The organism is Deltaproteobacteria bacterium (genome assembly GCA_019308995.1).
In the GTDB taxonomy this organism is placed as follows: domain Bacteria; phylum Desulfobacterota; class Desulfarculia; order Adiutricales; family JAFDHD01; genus JAFDHD01.
On the sequence record JAFDHD010000004.1, the window covers coordinates 26,457 to 43,767 of the forward strand.

Sequence of the window (17,311 nt, forward strand, 5' to 3'; positions counted from 1 at the left end):
GTCAGCCTCTCCACCGCTTTGATTCCAGAGCGCGCAGCGTCAGAAAGAGAAAAAAGAAGATAAAGCACAGATAGTAAACCAGATCGGCCGTATCAATAAGGCCTCTGTTAAAGTTTTGAAAATGCTTGATAAGGGAAAGGTAAGCCAGAATATTCCCGATGTCCGGACCGACCATGGAGGAAGTCCAGCCAATAAGCCAGAGGACAAGCAGGACTCCAAAGCTGACGACCGAGGCCACAATCTGGTTCTCGGTCATGGCCGAAATTAACACTCCCAGGGCCATAAAGGCCGCGCCCATAAGGAAAAGACCCAGATACCCGGACAGGACCACGTCCGGGAAGCTCTTTCCCATAAAGAGGAGGATGATCTGGTAGGCGCCAGTCAAACCCAGCATAATCGCAAACACCGCCAGGGCCGCACCATACTTGCCCAAAAGCACCTCTATGTCCCGGAGAGGGTAAGTAAACAGCAGTTCATAGGTTCCGCTTCTTTTTTCTTCAGCATAAAGCCGCATGGTCAGCGCCGGAATCATCAGGAGCATGACTAGGCTCATGTTGGAAAAAAGCGGACTCATAACGATGCCAGATAGATTGACTCTAAAAAGCTGGGGATTCTGCGCCGCCTGAAAGCTTATCAGGGAGTAGTAGGAAACGCCGGTGTAGAAGAAATAACCTGCCATTACGAGAAAGATAACCATGACGGCGTAAGCAATGGGTGAGGTGAAATAGATTTTAAGCTCACGTTTGAAAACAGCCCAGAAATTACGCATCCGAGACACCCTCCCCATTTGCGGCCCCTGATTCCTTGTCTTCCTGGGTCACCAGATTGATAAAGATGTCCTCAAGCGTGGCGGTAATAGGGGACATCTCATAAAGGTCCCATCCAGCCTCGAATATGGCGCAGGCGAGACGCGGCTGAATCTCCTCTTTCGGCTCGATATCAATGATGAAGATTCCCGGGCCGTCGCCTTCTGCCAGACCCAAAACGCCGTCCACTTCAGCCAGCCTGGCCCTGACCTCCTCAGGTGGGCCGCTGCTCCTGAGCCGGACTCTATTACTCCCGGAAAGCTCAGCGCTCAAGTTTTCAGGGGTATCCTCGGCCACAATCCTGCCCTGGTGGATAATGACCACCCGCTCACAAATCATGGATACCTCGGGCAGGACGTGCGTCGAAAGAATGACTGTCTTTTCTCCGGTAAAATTCTTGATCAGGTTCCTGATCTCCACGATCTGCTTCGGGTCCAGCCCGATGGTCGGTTCATCAAGGATGAGCAGTTCCGGATCACCGACCAGGGCTTGCGCCAGCCCGACGCGCTGACGGAAGCCTTTGGAAATATTTTTTATGGAGCGCTTGATGACCGGGTCGAGCCCGCAGGATTCAACCACCCGGCCGATGGCTTTTTTACGCTGAAGGCCATCCAGGCCCTTAACTTCGCCCACAAATTTAAGGTAATCCTCAACGATCATCTCCTTGTAAAGCGGCACGTTTTCCGGGAGGTAGCCGATCTTCTTCCGCACGGCCAAAGAGTCTTCAAAGACATCCAGCCCCCCGATGCGAGCCGAACCGCTGGTCGGAGGGAAGAAACCGGTCAAGATACGCATGGTAGTGGTTTTACCGGCGCCGTTCGGCCCCAGGAAGCCCAAAATCTCGCCCTTGTTCACCTGAAAGGTAACGTCCCGGACGGCCGCCACAGGACCGAAGAACTTGGAAATATGATCAACCTCAATCATCTCGGCTCCATACTGAAAATAGTGCGAATTAACATCTGATGAGCCTCAAGTTAGTTAGAAAATGCAATATAGCACGAACGGGGTCAATATTAAAAATGAATGAAGCCTAATTTAAACACACCTCTACCTTGCCAATCCCTAGCGAATTTTGCTATAACAAATAAGCATTATTTTGTGAATTTCAAGATAAAAGCTCTAATTTTTTAAGGGTGTATTTTCTTGCTTTCTCAAGTGATCAGCGGAGCGCTTCTGGGCATCGAGGCCTATCTGGTCGAAGTCCAGATTGATCTGGCCAGGGGACTGCCATACTTCACCACCGTCGGCCTCCCAGAAGGAGCGGTTAAGGAAGCCAAGGACCGGGTTAAGTCGGCCCTTAAAAACTGCGGCTATATCTTCCCCCGGGGAAGGGTCACGGTTAATCTGGCCCCGGCGGATGTAAAAAAGACCGGGGCAGCCTTTGATCTCCCCATGGCCGTCGGCCTGCTGGCCGCCCAGGGGTTGATCGGTCCGGAAAAGCTTTCCGACTACCTTCTCCTTGGGGAACTCTCCCTTGACGGCCGCCTGCGTTCCATCAACGGCGCCCTCTCTCTGGCCATGGCGGTCCGTGACGAAGGCTTGAAAGGAATCATTCTGCCTGAAGAAAACGCCCCTGAGGCTGCGGTCGTGGAAAAGATTGACGTCCTCCCTGCCCCTCATCTGCCAGCAGTGGTTGAGTTCCTGACCGGAGACGGCGACCTGACGCCTTACAAGATAGACCTGGCTTCAATCTTCAGCCAGAGCGCCGTCAAGGGGTTGAACCTCAACGATGTGCGGGGCCAGGAGCATGTTAAAAGGGCTCTGGAGGTTGCAGCGGCCGGAGGGCACAATATGATCATGATCGGCCCGCCCGGCGCTGGCAAGTCCATGCTGGCCCGGCGTTTTCCAACCATCCTTCCGCCCCTGAGCTTCAATGAAGCCCTGGAAACAACCCGGATTTACAGCGCGGTCGGCCTTGTTCCACCTAATGAGGCCTTGCTAACGACCCGGCCGTTCCGTGCGCCGCACCATACCATCTCCGACGCCGGACTGATCGGCGGGGGCCAGGTGCCCAGGCCGGGTGAGGTCTCCCTGGCTCACCACGGGGTCCTTTTTCTCGACGAACTGCCCGAATTTAAAAAGAACGTCCTGGAGGTCATGCGCCAGCCCTTAGAAGACGGCCAGGTCACCATCTCCCGCGCCATCATGTCCCTCACCTTTCCGGCTCGTTTCATGCTCGTCGCGGCCATGAACCCCTGTCCCTGCGGTTACTTCAGCGATCCGCTTAAGGAATGCACCTGTACTCCAACGCAGATCCAAAGATACCGCTCCCACATCTCCGGCCCGCTTCTGGACCGCATAGACCTCCATGTTGACGTCCCCGCGGTTAAATACAAGGAACTTGGCACCGAAACATCTGGCGAGCCTTCGGAAATCATCCGGGAAAGGGTCACAGCAGCCCGAAAAATCATGGGCCAACGCCTGGCCCAGACCGAGCTTTACACCAATGCCCAGATGGAGAACGTTCACCTGCGCCAGTTCTGCCAGCTTGGCAGCGAAAGTCAAAAATTGATTGAAACCGCCATGGAACGCCTGGGCCTCTCGGCCCGGGCCTACACCCGCATCATCAAGCTGGCCCGCACCATCGCCGACCTGGAAGGGGCCACAGATATCGCCTCGCACCATCTCAGCGAAGCCATCGGCTACCGCAGCCTGGACCGGGCCGGGAATTGGTGAGAGGGTGGATGAAGAATGGACTGCGGCCACCTTTTTTGATCACAGCGCTTAACTTCTGGTACTATTATAAATAATAACTCCTATGGACTAATTGATATTTGTACGAGGGGGGTAATCCATGAAATTTAGAATTTTAATCGAGCAGGACGAAGACGGTGTGTTCGTGGCTCAATGCCCGGCTCTGCCTGGGTGCATTTCCCAAGGGCAAACCAGGACTGAAGCTGAAGCCAATATTAAAGAGGCCATAACAGGCTATCTGGAAAGCCTCAAAAAGCATAATGAACCTATCCCGCCGTCAATTACCGAAGAAATCGTGGAGGTGGCCATTTGAGTCCCCGTCTGCATCAATTGGGTATTTAAGCCGGTACTGAACAAAGGGATAGCAAATCCCAGAGCTTAATGGATGAATGACGGGTGGCCCCGACAACCTTCTTGTTGTCGGGGTCGCGAAGCGACAGGAGGTTGATCGAAAAAGATTGTATGGCTTTGATGAATGAATGGGCATCCGAATGATGTATCATACCGGAGAACAGGCGCACTTTTTTACATTTTTAAACAGGCGTGCGATTGAACATTTTTACCACAACTATGAAAAAGAGATTTATGACGTGGTGTTGATTGGGCAAGCTCAGTAGGCGAACCTCTTGTGCTTACGCACCCCGACAATGCTGTCGGGGCCTTCTCTCACCCGTCGAATAGACCCACCAAGTACAGACCTTCCCCGGCAAAATTATCCCATCAATAAGCGTCAAAAATTTGACAATTAGAATATTTCCAGCCTTTAAATCGCTTCCCGTTTCTTGACGCGGCCTTTTATCTTCACACCTTCTAACCCCATAACCATTTGAAATTACAGCAATTACCTCAGCAATCCTCTAACACCTTGATTTAACTTGTCAAAATAAAAAAGCAGGGCGCCGGGTGGAATGAAAATTGCTCGAATCATTAATAGCCACCAGCTTGATGGCCGATACGAATAATAGAAGGCTCAGGAATCATCTGAGTCCGAATCTCTTTGCTCATTCATCTGGCAAAAGGAATTGCCTATGCCCTGGCCTCCAGATCATCAATCCACCACCTCTCCCAAAGACAAGAGGCTGAGCCGCTTCCTGCAATCTCCCCTTATTACCCTTTTCTTCGGCCATCTCCCGCCTTCACTGAGTCGGCATTATCTTGGCCTTTTTGGGCTGGCCTACTTCCGGTTCGCGGCCGATGAACGCAAGACGATCCAGCGGGCTCTGAACTTTTGCCTGCGGGACGGGCTGACTCCTGGAGAAGCACGGCGCCGTTGGACCCGGACGCGAAGAGGCATCATTGACCATTATTACGAGAAGCTTTTTCTGGCCTTTCCGGCGGCTGAGCGCGTGCGGCGGAGCCTGGAGCGGCAGGTTGAGGTCAGCGGTCTCAAAATCCTGGACCAGGCCCTGACCGCGGGTCGCGGCGTCATCCTGGTCACCGGTCATTATGGCGCAGTGGAATTCATTCCCGCGGTTTTGTCCCTCAAGGGCTACCCGGTCACGGCCATGGTGCATTGCAATACCAAAACCTTACGTAAAATATTGGATGAGAGGTCCGCCTTGGTCGGAATCAATATTCTGGACCCGAAGTCTGAGTCTGTCTTTTTTTCTGTCATTAAAAATCTCCAGCAGGGCCGCATCCTGGTGACGCAGTGTGACGAAATTAATATGTGGCGTCCGTACCGGAACAAGAAGGTAAAATTCCTGGGTCTCGAAGTAGGCCTGGACAGATCGCTAGACATCATGGCACGGAAGTCCAAGGCCCCGGTCCTGTTCGGCCTTAATCACAGGCGCGGCCGGAGGCGATACGAGCTGGTAATTGAGCAGCCTGCTCAGCATCCGGCGGCCCAGGCGCTTGAACTGACCTCCGCCCAATGTTTGGCCATTCTCGAAACTCATATTTACATGCATCCTGAGGCGTGGTATGAATGGAAAAAATTAAAGCCCTTTGTGGAGCGTACTATTTCTGAAGTCAGTAATGAGAATCTCCAGCGCCTCCGCCTATCTAATCAAATGGCCTTTCACTCTGCCGGTTGAGCACAGTCTGGCCCGCAATGTGGCCACGGAAAATCTTATCGTCAAACTCAGTGACGAAGACGGCCGATCCGGCTATGGGGAAGGGATTCCGCGCAGTTATGTTACAGGTGAAACAACGGCCGAATCCCTGACCGCGCTTCAGTCTATATTTTTCCCCCTGGTACTGCGCCAGAAGATTGAACCCCGCCAGGCCCTGAACTTCCTGTCAGTAAACCTTCCCGGCGAAAAGATAGACCAATGGCCCGCGGCCGCCTGTGCGGTTGAAATCGCCCTGCTGGACCTGGCCGGGCAGATCCTGAATCAACCCTTAAGCGAGATACTGGGCGGGTGTGTGAACGAGAGCCTGACTTACAGCGCCATCATCACCATTTCCGGGCCGGACCAGCTTGAAAACATCATGGACTTGATCCAGGCCGTGGAGGCAACCGAAATCAAGGTCAAAGTCGGCCATGAAGGCGACCTGGACCTGGTTGCCAAGGTCAGACGCACCTTCGGTCCTAAAACCGATTTGCGCGTGGACGTCAATGGGGTCTGGTCCACCGAGGACGCCATAAAAAAGATCCTGGTTCTTCAGGAACTTGGCATATCGGCGGTGGAGCAGCCGGTGGCTAAAAACAACCTCAAAGGTCTGGCCGAGGTGACCCGGAAGGTGAAGCCTTTGATTCTCGCCGATGAGTCCCTCTGCACCGAGGCCGACGCTCAAGCGCTCATTGAGGCCAGGGCCGTAAGCGGCTTCAACCTGCGGCTGTCCAAGTGTGGAGGCCCGGCTCGTACCCTGAAACTCCTTAATCTGGCCCGCCAGGCTGGCCTGGCCTGTCAACTCGGCTGCCAGGTCGGAGAACTGGGTCTCTTGAGCGCAGCCGGCCGTCACTTTGCCGCAACCCAGCCGGACTTAATACATCTGGAAGGCTGCCTGACGCGATTCTTCCTCACCAGGGATATTATTAAGGAAGACCTGAGTCCAGGTTCCGGCGCGAAAGCCGCGCCTCTGACAGGATCGGGCCTGGGTGTCACCGTTCTTGATTCTGCCTTAGCAAACAGCCACCTTTTTACCCTCCCCTGAATTTTTTCACCAGATAATATTATCTATAATTTTTTAAACTTCTGATTCTACTTGACATAAATGCTAAATCAATTTATCATAAATTAGTAAATTTAATGATAAATTAGCTACATTTATGATCAAGTATAGAGGCTTAGATGCAACCCGCGGACATGGAACGCCACAATAGCTGTATTAATACGCTGGCAATCATTGAATACATCTCCCGTCATTATGGGAATCCCGAGGAGCTCCTGGTGGGTCTGGAAGAGGAGCTGCGGGGCGTGCCTGACCCCATGGCTTTTCTCAAGGATTCAAACAACTGGGTTTCATCTGATATCTGCCGTAAGATGTACGCCAATGCCCGGCGGATCAGTGGTGATGAAAATGTAGCCTTTAAGATTGGTTTCGAGTCGGTAACTTACAATAAGCTGGGTTATATCTCTCAGATACTGTTAAGAATCTGGTCGTCCCCTAGTCAAGCCTGGCGTCGTGTCGAGCGTATCAACGAGAAATTCAATCGCAACAAGGATATTGAGGTCGTTCCTCTGCCTGGGAAACGTATCATCATCAGATTGCGCTGGTTCAGGCACCTCAACCTCACCACGGATTTTTGTCTGGTAAACCGTGGTATCTACACGGCCATTCCAACGCTCTGGGGCCTGCCCCCGGGCAAGATTGTTGAGACTCAATGCCAGTTTAAGGGCGGGTTCTATTGTGAGTTTGACGGAACCTGGGAGGAACGTTCCCTATTACACCGTCTCAAGCTTTTTCTTTCGACCAAAACTAAGCTTGCCAAGGAAATACTCACCGAGATCGAGCGGGACAAGGAGCTTTTAGAAAATAAGTATCGTGAAGTCGAAACGCTGAACAAGCTCTTGCATCAGAGGATTGATCAGCTCCTCAGCATCCAGCAGGCCAGTGGGGCTATCCTCTCGGAACTTGATCTCGGCACCCTTCTGCCGACCATCCTCAATTTATTCATCAAGGAGATCGGCTATAACCGAGGTATCCTGATGCTCATTGACCGGGAGACGGAGACGCTGCGATTTGTGGATGGCGTGGGCGAGGACCTCTCGGCCAAAGAGATGCTGACCGACTACGAGGTGGAACTCTCACGTTATCAGGAGAACATCCTGGCCTATGTGGCGGCTAAAGGACAGCCGGTGATAGCCGAAGACGTCTCCAAGATGGATCTCAACCCGGATAATATTATCATCAGCAAATTCCACCCCCGTTCTATTGTGCTGCTGCCTTTGAAGGCCCGCGGTGAGGTCATCGGTGTTCTTGGCGCGGATAAAACTACCGAGGCCCCGGCCCGTCCGGCCTTAGATCAGGAGTACCTGCAGGGCTTTGCCAACCAGATGGCCCTGGCCATTGAAAACGCCCGGATGTATACAGAACTCAAAGAAGGAGTCCTGACCACGATCCAGGCTCTGGCTGCGGCCCTGGAAGCCAAGGACCCTTATACCCGAGGCCATTCCGAACGCGTGGCCCGCTACGCCGTTCGGTTGGCGGAACGAATCAATCTCTCATCAACCCAGATAGAAAAAATTCGGAGCATGTGCCTGGTCCACGACATCGGGAAGATCGGGATCAATGAGCAGATTTTAAACAAACGCGGACGGCTCATGGACCAGGAGTTTGATCATGTCCGCGAGCATCCCAATATTGGACGCAACATCATCAAGCCACTTAAACTGAGCTCAGAGGAGATTGCCCTTGTCAAGCATCATCATGAACGCTTTGACGGACATGGATATCCCGATGGTTTGAAAGGTGAAAGCATCCCCATTGAGGTGCGGGTGGCGACGGTATGTGATGCATTTGACGCCATGACCAGCGACCGTCCCTACCGCAGAAGCCTACCCCTGGACAAGGCAATAAAAGAGCTCGAAGAAGGCGCAGGAACCCAGTTTGACCCAGGCCTTGTTCCCATCTTTGTAGATATGATCAAGCAGGGTGAAATCCAGGACATCATGGTTAAAAGGGTTACCCTCCGGGCGGTCTAAACCCTTGTCTCCTTACCAAAAATAAATGAATCCTGAAGCGCGCTTTTCTTCGGACCCTGAGCGTGGTAGTTTAGCTTTTCCGTGTGTCAGGATCAGACCATGCTGAGATCATTTCAAGCCAGGCGCTGAAACATGCCAGCCAGTTTTTACAGGGACGTCAAAAAGATCAGTACCATAATGATTTTTCCAGGCTCTGGTTTTTCCCGGCCTTTATGGTCCTTATCCTGGTCGGCTACATCCTGGACCCGGTGGTCAGCTTCTCTGCCGAACATTCACATACTCCCAAAGGCGTAATAGGCTTTTTTGTGCTGGCCACACTGACTAGCCGGCCGGAGTTCAAATCCACATTGGCCCTCTTGAAGAGAGAAAAAACCCTGGCCGCCATTCTGAACATCACGGTTTCGAACATCACCAATATCTGGCTGGCGGTGACCGGGGTTTTTGTCCATCTGCTGTTTTAGCTTTCAGGGAGAAAGAGAGAGGTCATGGTTTTTCCAGTCTCAGGTGTTGAGGTCGCCCCCTGGATCCCGCCCCTGGTAGCCTTTGTTGTCTCCTTTTTCACCTCAATGGGCGGTGTTTCCGGGGCCTTTCTCCTGCTGCCTTTTCAGGTCAGCGTTCTTGGTTTCAGCAGTCCGGCCGTCAGTCCCACCAATCTCATTTTTAATATCATTGCCATTCCCTCCGGTGTTTACCGCTACATCAAAGAGGGCCGCATGGCGTGGCCTTTGACCTGGGTTGTCATAGTCGGTACCTTGCCGGGAATGTTCATCGGAGTCGTTATCAGGATTAAATACCTGCCCGACCCAAAGAGCTTCAAGATGTTTGCGGGTTTTGTTCTTTTATTTATCGGCTTCCGGCTCTTTTACGATCTAATCCGACGTAAGGATAAAGCCCGGACTGAGGCCAAGGCCCTGGAGGAGCGATTCAATCGGAGAATTCGAGAAGCACGAGTTCGGAATGAGTCCCGGCTGGCTTCCGGCCTGCCGCCCGAGGCAATGGTCAAGACCATTAGGTTTTCCTTAACCCGGATCGTATATCAGTTTTATGGCGAGACCTTCGGCTTTCCCACGTATGGTATCTTTATCCTTTCATTCCTGGTCGGTATCGTGGGCGGGGTTTACGGTATTGGCGGCGGAGCCATCATTGCCCCCTTCTTTGTGGCGATTTTTGGATTGCCCATCTATACCATTGCCGGAGCGACCCTGGCCGGGACCTTTATCACCTCGATCTTCGGGGTGATCTTTTACCAGCTTATCGCTCCTTTTTATGCCACCGCCGGGCTTGCCGTGGCTCCGGACTGGATGTTAGGCGCTTCCTTTGGCGTGGGGGGGCTGGCCGGAATGTACTGCGGGGCCCGTTTTCAGAAATTCGTCCCTGCGCCGTACATCAAGGTTTTACTGGCCCTGATTATCCTCTTCGTGGCTTTAAGATACATCAGCCAGTTCTTCCTGGCCTGAGAATTCATGTTTACGTCTGTTTTGAATCCAGCCCTATGAGAAGCCCGGGCTGAACTGAATCAAGTTATTAGGTTGACGGATAAACCAGTCCATAGTACCTTTTGCCTTGATGCAAACGAGGCAGGTTTTCATTTTTCAACTCAAACAAGCATCAGCGATGAAAATTGAAAGGCTGCCTTTTTTAGTCCGGGTTGCTAGTCAGAGGAAAGATCATGGGAGTCGTTCCCTAACAGTCTGGAAAATATTACATTTAGGAGAAAAGTGATCATGGAAGAAATTTTACCTCAGCTTTACCGCATCATAGTCCCTCTTCCCCGGAACCCGCTCAAGGAAGTCAACTCCTGGGTGTTCACCACCGAGGATCGTAACCTGATCATTGACACCGGTATGAACCGGAAGGAATGCTCCGAGGTTCTGCTAGCCGGTCTGGAGGAACTGGGTGTGGACTTGGAAAAGACCGATTTCATCGTAACTCATCTGCACGCCGATCACCTCGGCCTGGTCTCAAGCCTGGCCAGGGAGAACGCTACAATCTATATGGGCCGGCTTGATGCGTCCATGATGGAGTCCGGCGGCGGCTGGCACAGGATGACTGACTTTGCACGCCGGGGGGGCTTCCCGGAAGAAGAACTTCAAGCCGCCATATCCAATCACCCCGGGTATAAATACGGTCCGCAGCAAAAAATGGAATTCACCTATGTCGGTGATGGAGAAATCATTCAAATCGGGGATTACTCATTGGAGTGCGTGGAAACTCCCGGCCACAGCCAGGGGCATATCTGCCTTTACGATCAGGAGAAAAAGATACTTTTTTCCGGGGATCACATCCTGATTGACATCACACCCAATATCCAGTGCTGGTCCCATGAAGAGGATACGCTTCGTCAATATATCGAGAGTTTAAACAAGGTAAACAAATTGCCCATGGAGCTGGTACTTCCAGGGCACCGTCGCATAATCGAGGATCCCAGGGGGAGAATAGAAGAATTAAAAACCCATCACCGCAACCGATGTAACGAGGTCCTTTCCATTCTAGAAGAGGGTGATAAAAACGCCTACCAGGTAGCTTCGAAGATGACCTGGGATATTACCTACAAGACCTGGGATGAGTTTCCTGTTTCGCAAAAATGGTTTGCCACCGGAGAAGCGAACGCTCACCTGGTTTTCCTTGAAGGCAAGGACCTGATCAAACATGAAACCCGGAACGTGTTGGATATCTATTCGGTCAATGGAAAGGCTCGCCTGGAGAGTGTTGACTGATATCCCTGTGTTTTAAGGCGTCAGAGCCTCTAGGAGTTCATATCTTCGAAGAAACAAACCATTGAGATCAGAAGCTAAGCAGCCCCGGCCCCGAAATAGCCGCCGGGACTGATTTTTACCTGGCTGGCACGCCGGTAGGACGATCAATTATCATCGGCCGGGCATTTTATGAGGCAAAACATCCTTTAATTCACGCATGAGGTCCTCCTCAACCTCCACCTCAAACGTCTCCAAAAACTTCGCCACCATGGACCAGTAGCCGATGGAAAGCGTCAGCTCCACCAGGCTGGCGGGATTCAAAAACTTCGCAGCTAGGGTAAAGGTTTCCTCAGTCGGCCGGCTGTCACGAAGCACTTCTTCGGTAAAGGCCAGGACGACTTTTTCCTCAGCGGTAAAAAGCGGCGACTCCGGCCAGTTCTCAATATCTTCGATCTGTTCGCGAGTCAGCCCCACCCGCAAGGCAATAGGAACATGCTGGACCCATTCATAGCGCGATCCATGTGATGAGGCCACCCGAATAATCGCCAGCTCCCGAAACCGCGGGTTTAATTCTGCCTTGAAAAGAAGCCTGTTCCCAAACCGGAGGAATTCCCGCACCGAACCAGGACTGTGCGCCAACATGCGGTGAATATTCATGATGCGGGGATTGTTCGCCTTAAGTTTAACAAAAAAATCCTGCACCTTCTGCGGTGTGTCTTCGATACGAGCGTAAGGTATCTTGGCCATAGCTCCTCCTTGTTAGCCCTAGTTTAGATCATCCAAAGGCCTGAAACATAGCGAGCATAGCATCACCCAACCCGTTTGGGCAAGCGCTGCTTTGATTCCCAGGTCTCAGCCTCTGCTCCCGGCTCACAGATCTAATATCTTGAAATGATCTCGACAACTGCCTGCAAAAAGGATATACACATAGTAAATCCATTAGTTTTAATCGAAAAAATCCTGAAGGGATAACCGCATGACAAAGGGTCCCGCCAAGGAGGAATAATGCCGAAAAACATCCAGTTAATCATGAACCCGCAATCAATAGCTGTCGTCGGGGCCACAAACCGCGCTGGCAGCGTGGGCCGGGCTGTTTTTATCAATATCCTCAATGCCGGTTACCGAGGGGTGCTCTACCCGGTCAACTCCAGGGCCCGCTCAATTCAAAGCGTGAAAGCGTACCCTTCCTTGCTGGACGTGCCTGATGAAGTTGACATGGCCGTGATCATTGTCCCGGCGGAAACCGTTCTGGCCGTCGCGGAACAGGCAGCCCGGAAAGGGGTTAAAGGAATCGTGGTCATCACCGCCGGTTTTAAGGAAGTCGGCGGTCGGGGTGTGGAGCTTGAGAATGAACTGAGGGAACTGGTGGAGACCCGGGGGCTTCGCCTGATCGGCCCTAACTGCCTGGGCATTATCAATACCAATGATGACATCTCGCTTAACGCCAGTTTTGCCACCAAGATGCCCAAGAAAGGGAATATAGCTTTTATTTCACAATCAGGGGCCTTGTGCACCGCGGTGCTCGATTTCGCCGCAGGCAGGAACATCGGCTTTTCAAAGTTTATCAGCTTTGGAAACAAAGCCGATGTGAACGAGATTGATCTGCTGCGGTATCTCAAGGATGACCCGGACACGGATGTCATCCTGATGTACCTGGAGGATATCAGCAACGGCCGCGAATTCATCCAGACCGCGAGCGAGATCACATGGGATGTTAAGAAACCCATGCTGGCCATCAAGTCCGGACAATCTCCTGAAGGGGCGCGGGCAGCCGCTTCTCACACCGGGTCTCTGGCCGGCTCGGACACGGCTTATGACGCTATTTTCTTTCAGAGCGGTATTCAACGTGTCTTGGGGATCAATGAGCTTTTCAACTATGCTGTTGCCTTTGCCAGCCAGCCGGTCCCCAAAGGGAATCAGATTGCCATCATCACCAATGCCGGTGGTCCGGGCATCATGGCGACCGACGCTGCGGTGCGCCATGGTCTTTCCCTGGCGGCCTTTTCAGATGAAACACTTAAAAATTTAAAAAGCGATCTGCCAGCGACGGCCAGCATCCAAAATCCGGTTGACGTCATCGGGGACGCCACGCACGAACGTTATGAAGCCGCCATTCGCCATATTCTTCAGGACGAGGCGGTGCACGGCGCCATCGTCATTCTGACCCCCCAGGCCATGACCGACATCCTGGAAACCGCGGAAATTCTGCCTCGTGTCATTCAGGGCATTGATAAACCGGTCCTGTGCTCCTTTATGGGTATCGTGGACGTGTCCGAAGGCGTCAGATACCTGGAAGAACATCATATCCCCAATTATTCCTTTCCTGAAGCCGCTGTCAGAGCCATGGACGCCGCTCTCCGCTTCGGTAAACTCTTAAGGCTTGAAAGACGAAGGTTTGTTCGAGTGAGCGCCGACCGGGAGAAAACGGCCCAGATCATCAAGAGATACATTGCCGGTAAAGAGAGACACTTCATGCCTGAAGACGAGGCCAATGAAATTCTCGAGTGTTACGGGTTCCCCATCCTTAAGAGTCAGGTGGTTGAGGATCGGTCAGGGTTGGAAGCGGCGGTCGAAGAAATCGGTTTCCCGGTGGCCATGAAGATTATTTCTCCGGATGTTGTTCACAAATTCGACGCCGGTGGGGTGCGGTTGAAAGTCAAGACGCTCGAAGAAGCCCGCCAGGCCTTTGAAGAGATTATTACAAACGTAAAAAAATTTAATTCCGATGCGGATATCAAGGGGGTCTTGATCGAAAAGATGGCCAAGGGCGGGATCGAGGTCATCCTCGGGGCGACAAGGGACTCAAAGTTTGGACCGGTGTGCATGTTCGGCCTCGGAGGAACATTTGTCGAGACCCACAAAGACGTTACCTTCCGGCTGGCCCCCATGTGGGAGATCAGTGCGGAGATTATGATCCAGAGCACCAAAGCTTATGGAGTCCTGACCGGAATCCGCGGGCAAAAACCTTGGGACATCAACGCCATTAAGGATTGCATCCTGCGGCTCTCCCAGATGGTCACCGATCATCCAGAGATCGCCGAACTCGATATCAACCCCATGATTGTCTACCCGGAGGGTGAAGGGTGTATAGTGGCTGACAGCCGCATGCTCTTGACTAGGGAGCCGGTCTGATATCGTGGCTGATCCTGATGGCCGCTATGGAAACATGGCATACGGCGGTAAGCAAACCATGCCGGGCCGCTCCCTGGAATCAATTGAACCAAAAGTGAAAATATGCTACCTGTTCGGTAGATGCTGGGTCTGCAGGTTTTAGTCTCGATAAACCCAAACCCTTTAATGAGGCAGACGTGTATTCTTGTTCTGTTTTAAATGTCTGAAAAGCAAAAGTTTAAAATGAACCGTTGGGGCTGGGCCCTCCTGCTGGTGCTGGCTGTGGCCGTCCTGGCGGCCGTCTTCGTCCTGAGCCCGCTCGGCGCCTGGATCTGGCGGATGAACGATCTCCTGACCGATAAGGAAGGGGCCAGAGCTTACATCCTTTCTTTTCAGCCCTTTGCGATCTTTTTTTATATCGGCCTCCAGGTGATACAGGTCGTCATGGCCCTTATTCCGGGCGAACTGACCGGCTTTTTGGGTGGATTCATTTTTGGTGCTGGCCCGGGCTTTCTATATTCCATCATCGGCTTAACCCTGGGCTCTGCTCTGGCCGTTTCCATCGGCCGGGCCTTTGAGCGGGTCTTTGTGGAAAAGATCATTCCGGCCAGGATTTTAGATAAATTCGAAGCTCAAGTTGATCGGTGGGGTCTGCTGACCGTTTTTATTTTCTACCTCATTCCGGGCGCGCCCAAGGACTACATGTGCTACCTCATCGGTCTGTCACGTCTGCCGCTGCTGCCTTTTATCATCGTCTCTTCGATTGCCCGCATGCCTGCCACGCTGGTCCTTAACCTTCAGGGGGCCAAGGTGTTTGAAGGTGACTGGACCTTCCTGGTTCTGCTGACCCTGGCCGCCCTGATCGTCCTCATCCCTCTTCTTATCTTTAGCAGCCGCATCCAGAGGTATTTTGGCGTCAAGGGAGTGTAAAACGGGGGAATCCTTTGGAGATTCAATACTGGCGTGCAGGTGATCACTTTCTGTTGTGCGTTTAATCATTTGTCTTTATAAGTAGATCAATGACGTTTACAGAATTTTTTACTAAAGGAGGGCGATATGGGGTTGGTCAGTTTAAAGGAAGTTCTTGAGAAGGCGGATGCTGAAGGCTATGCCGTCGGGGCTTTTAACTTTTCAAATCTGGAATACCTGACCGGGATCATGGAGGCAGCCGTGGAAAACCAGTCTCCAGTCATTATCCAGACCACCGAGGGGGCCATAGGATACGCCGGCCTGAACCTCCTGGTCGCCATGGCCAAGGCAGCCGCCTCAAGCGTTCCCATCCCGGTTGTTCTTCACCTGGATCATGGCAAGGATATTGATCTCATCAAGGCCGTGATTGAGGCCGGATACACCAGTGTCATGATTGACGCCTCGGATAAACCCTTTGCCGAAAACCTGGCTGTGACCCGGGGTGTTGTGGAGATGGCTCATCCCCACGGCGTCTCGGTTGAAGCTGAACTGGGCCGGCTTAAGGGTTTAGAAGACCATATTGACGTTTCCGAAAGCGAAGCGTACCTGGTAGACCCGGATGAGGCGGAAGAGTTTGCCCGGGAAACTGAAATTGACGCCCTCGCCCCGGCCGTGGGCACGGCTCATGGAGCTTTCAAGTACAAAGGCGAGCCCCGCCTTGACTTTAAGCGCATGGAGCGCGTCAAGTCTGTCACCGGCCTGCCTCTGGTCTTGCACGGGGCTTCCGGGGTGCCCGCTTGGGTGGTAGAAAGGGCGACACGCTATGGCGCCGATTTGCCAGGCGTAAAAGGCGTGCCAGATGAACTGGTGGCCCGGGCCGTCAAGGCTGGCATAAACAAGATCAACGTGGATACTGACCTGAGACTGGCCGGCCTGGGGGCTCTGCGCCAGGTCCTGTCCGAAGAGCCGACCGAATTCGACCCCCGCAAGCTCTTAGGGCCGGTCAGGGCCGCAGTCAAGGAAGTTGTTCAGCAAAAGATCGCTTTGTTCGGTTCGGCCGGGAAAGGGAGAATTTAACCTGCAAGATGAGTCCAGCCAGATCGGCCAGCGCGTGACCCTGATTGGGGTCGCAGTCAACGCCTTTCTGATTATCATTAAGCTTCTGGCAGGCCTGTTCGGGCACAGCCAGGCCCTCATCGCCGACGCCATCCATTCCGTGTCTGACCTTTTCACCGACGCGGTCGTCCTTCTCGGGCTGAAAATCGGTCGAAAAGCCGCTGACGAGGGGCACCCCTTTGGCCACGCCCGTTTCGAGACCCTGGCTTCAGCTATAGTTGGACTAGCCTTGACTGCCGCAGCTATTTTCATCGGGTTTGAAGCGGCTCGGAATATTTATTTTCATGTTGAATACCATCCTACCTGGCTGGCTGTGGCTGTAGCCGCCTTCTCCATCCTCATCAAGGAAGCACTCTACCAATACACCATACGGGTGGGGCGAAATATCAAGAGCATGGTGGTCACGGCCAACGCCTGGCATCACCGCTCAGACGCCCTGTCCTCGGTAGCCGTCCTGGCAGGCGTCATCGGCGCTCAGATAAGGCCGGGCTGGCATATCCTTGACTCTTATGCCGCCCTGGTGGTGACCGTCCTGATCCTGAAGGTGGGATTGGAAATTATCTATAACGCATTTCGGGAGCTAACAGACACGGCTCCCGGGCCTGAAGTTCTGAACGAGGTCAGGCGATGCGCTCAAAGCGTTCCCGGCGTTTTCGGCGTCCACGACCTCAAAGTCCGGACCTCAGGCGGCCTGATGCAAATGGAGGTCCATATCACGATTGACGGTCAACAAACGGTAGCCGAAGGACACCGCATCGCCAAAGAGGTTGAAGCCTGCCTGGTTCGGGACCTGGATAACCTTTTTCAGGTCATTGTCCACGTTGATCCAGTTTAGGCTTTTTACAGACTTAAAAAGATAAAAATACTCAATTCCGCTTGACGCCCCGTG

The 17,311-nt window shown here is 52.8% G+C and carries 15 protein-coding genes; 12 read left to right on the top strand and 3 right to left on the bottom strand.

Annotated features, from left to right (window positions below; all coding sequences use genetic code 11):
• Position 1 precedes the first annotated feature (1 nt).
• On the bottom strand, positions 2 to 769 hold the full coding sequence (locus tag JRI95_01665) for an ABC transporter permease subunit (protein MBW2060248.1): 768 nt from the start codon (positions 767 to 769) through the stop codon (positions 2 to 4).
• Positions 762 to 1,730, bottom strand: a complete 969-nt coding sequence (locus JRI95_01670) for an ATP-binding cassette domain-containing protein (protein MBW2060249.1) — start codon at positions 1,728 to 1,730, stop codon at positions 762 to 764. Before JRI95_01670 ends, JRI95_01665 begins: the two co-directional genes overlap by 8 nt.
• A 219-nt stretch (positions 1,731 to 1,949) precedes the next feature.
• Between JRI95_01670 and JRI95_01675 the strand changes: the two genes are divergently transcribed.
• The 8 genes from JRI95_01675 (at position 1,950) to JRI95_01710 (ending at position 11,307) form a co-directional block, all read left to right on the top strand.
• Positions 1,950 to 3,482, top strand: coding sequence for a YifB family Mg chelatase-like AAA ATPase (locus JRI95_01675; protein MBW2060250.1), 1,533 nt, complete (start codon positions 1,950 to 1,952; stop codon positions 3,480 to 3,482).
• A 118-nt stretch (positions 3,483 to 3,600) separates the two neighbouring features.
• Complete coding sequence (locus tag JRI95_01680; protein ID MBW2060251.1) at positions 3,601 to 3,813, top strand: type II toxin-antitoxin system HicB family antitoxin; 213 nt, start codon at positions 3,601 to 3,603, stop codon at positions 3,811 to 3,813.
• A 715-nt stretch (positions 3,814 to 4,528) separates the two neighbouring features.
• Positions 4,529 to 5,536 carry a lysophospholipid acyltransferase family protein gene (locus JRI95_01685; protein ID MBW2060252.1) on the top strand — a complete coding sequence of 336 codons (1,008 nt, stop codon included), beginning with the start codon at positions 4,529 to 4,531 and terminating at the stop codon, positions 5,534 to 5,536.
• A complete protein-coding gene (locus tag JRI95_01690; GenBank protein MBW2060253.1) occupies positions 5,478 to 6,599 on the top strand; it encodes a hypothetical protein in 1,122 nt (373 codons plus the stop codon). The genes JRI95_01685 and JRI95_01690 overlap by 59 nt, the downstream gene beginning before the upstream one ends.
• Positions 6,600 to 6,736: 137 nt before the next feature.
• A complete protein-coding gene (locus JRI95_01695) occupies positions 6,737 to 8,590 on the top strand; it encodes an HD domain-containing protein (protein MBW2060254.1) in 1,854 nt (617 codons plus the stop codon).
• A gap of 212 nt (positions 8,591 to 8,802) precedes the next feature.
• A complete protein-coding gene (locus JRI95_01700) occupies positions 8,803 to 9,051 on the top strand; it encodes a hypothetical protein (protein ID MBW2060255.1) in 249 nt (82 codons plus the stop codon).
• 24 nt (positions 9,052 to 9,075) lie between these two features.
• Positions 9,076 to 10,047 carry a sulfite exporter TauE/SafE family protein gene (locus tag JRI95_01705; GenBank protein MBW2060256.1) on the top strand — a complete coding sequence of 324 codons (972 nt, stop codon included), beginning with the start codon at positions 9,076 to 9,078 and terminating at the stop codon, positions 10,045 to 10,047.
• 264 nt (positions 10,048 to 10,311) lie between these two features.
• Positions 10,312 to 11,307: an MBL fold metallo-hydrolase gene (locus JRI95_01710; GenBank protein MBW2060257.1), complete on the top strand. Its 996-nt coding sequence runs from the start codon at positions 10,312 to 10,314 to the stop codon at positions 11,305 to 11,307.
• A gap of 150 nt (positions 11,308 to 11,457) precedes the next feature.
• Here JRI95_01710 and JRI95_01715 read toward each other — a convergent pair whose 3' ends face one another.
• Positions 11,458 to 12,033: a carboxymuconolactone decarboxylase family protein gene (locus tag JRI95_01715; protein ID MBW2060258.1), complete on the bottom strand. Its 576-nt coding sequence runs from the start codon at positions 12,031 to 12,033 to the stop codon at positions 11,458 to 11,460.
• Between the two features lie 258 nt (positions 12,034 to 12,291).
• On the opposite strand from JRI95_01715, the gene JRI95_01720 reads away from it, so the two are divergent.
• The 4 genes from JRI95_01720 to JRI95_01735 all read left to right on the top strand — a co-directional run bounded on the left by JRI95_01720 (position 12,292) and on the right by JRI95_01735 (position 17,257).
• Positions 12,292 to 14,418: an acetate--CoA ligase family protein gene (locus JRI95_01720; GenBank protein MBW2060259.1), complete on the top strand. Its 2,127-nt coding sequence runs from the start codon at positions 12,292 to 12,294 to the stop codon at positions 14,416 to 14,418.
• A 222-nt stretch (positions 14,419 to 14,640) separates the two neighbouring features.
• Positions 14,641 to 15,327 carry a TVP38/TMEM64 family protein gene (locus tag JRI95_01725; GenBank protein ID MBW2060260.1) on the top strand — a complete coding sequence of 229 codons (687 nt, stop codon included), beginning with the start codon at positions 14,641 to 14,643 and terminating at the stop codon, positions 15,325 to 15,327.
• 126 nt (positions 15,328 to 15,453) lie between these two features.
• The gene (gene fba, locus JRI95_01730; protein MBW2060261.1) at positions 15,454 to 16,383 is read left to right on the top strand and encodes a class II fructose-1,6-bisphosphate aldolase; all 930 of its coding nucleotides are present in this window, start codon (positions 15,454 to 15,456) and stop codon (positions 16,381 to 16,383) included.
• Positions 16,331 to 17,257 carry a cation transporter gene (locus JRI95_01735; GenBank protein MBW2060262.1) on the top strand — a complete coding sequence of 309 codons (927 nt, stop codon included), beginning with the start codon at positions 16,331 to 16,333 and terminating at the stop codon, positions 17,255 to 17,257. Before fba ends, JRI95_01735 begins: the two co-directional genes overlap by 53 nt.
• Positions 17,258 to 17,311: the final 54 nt, after the last annotated feature.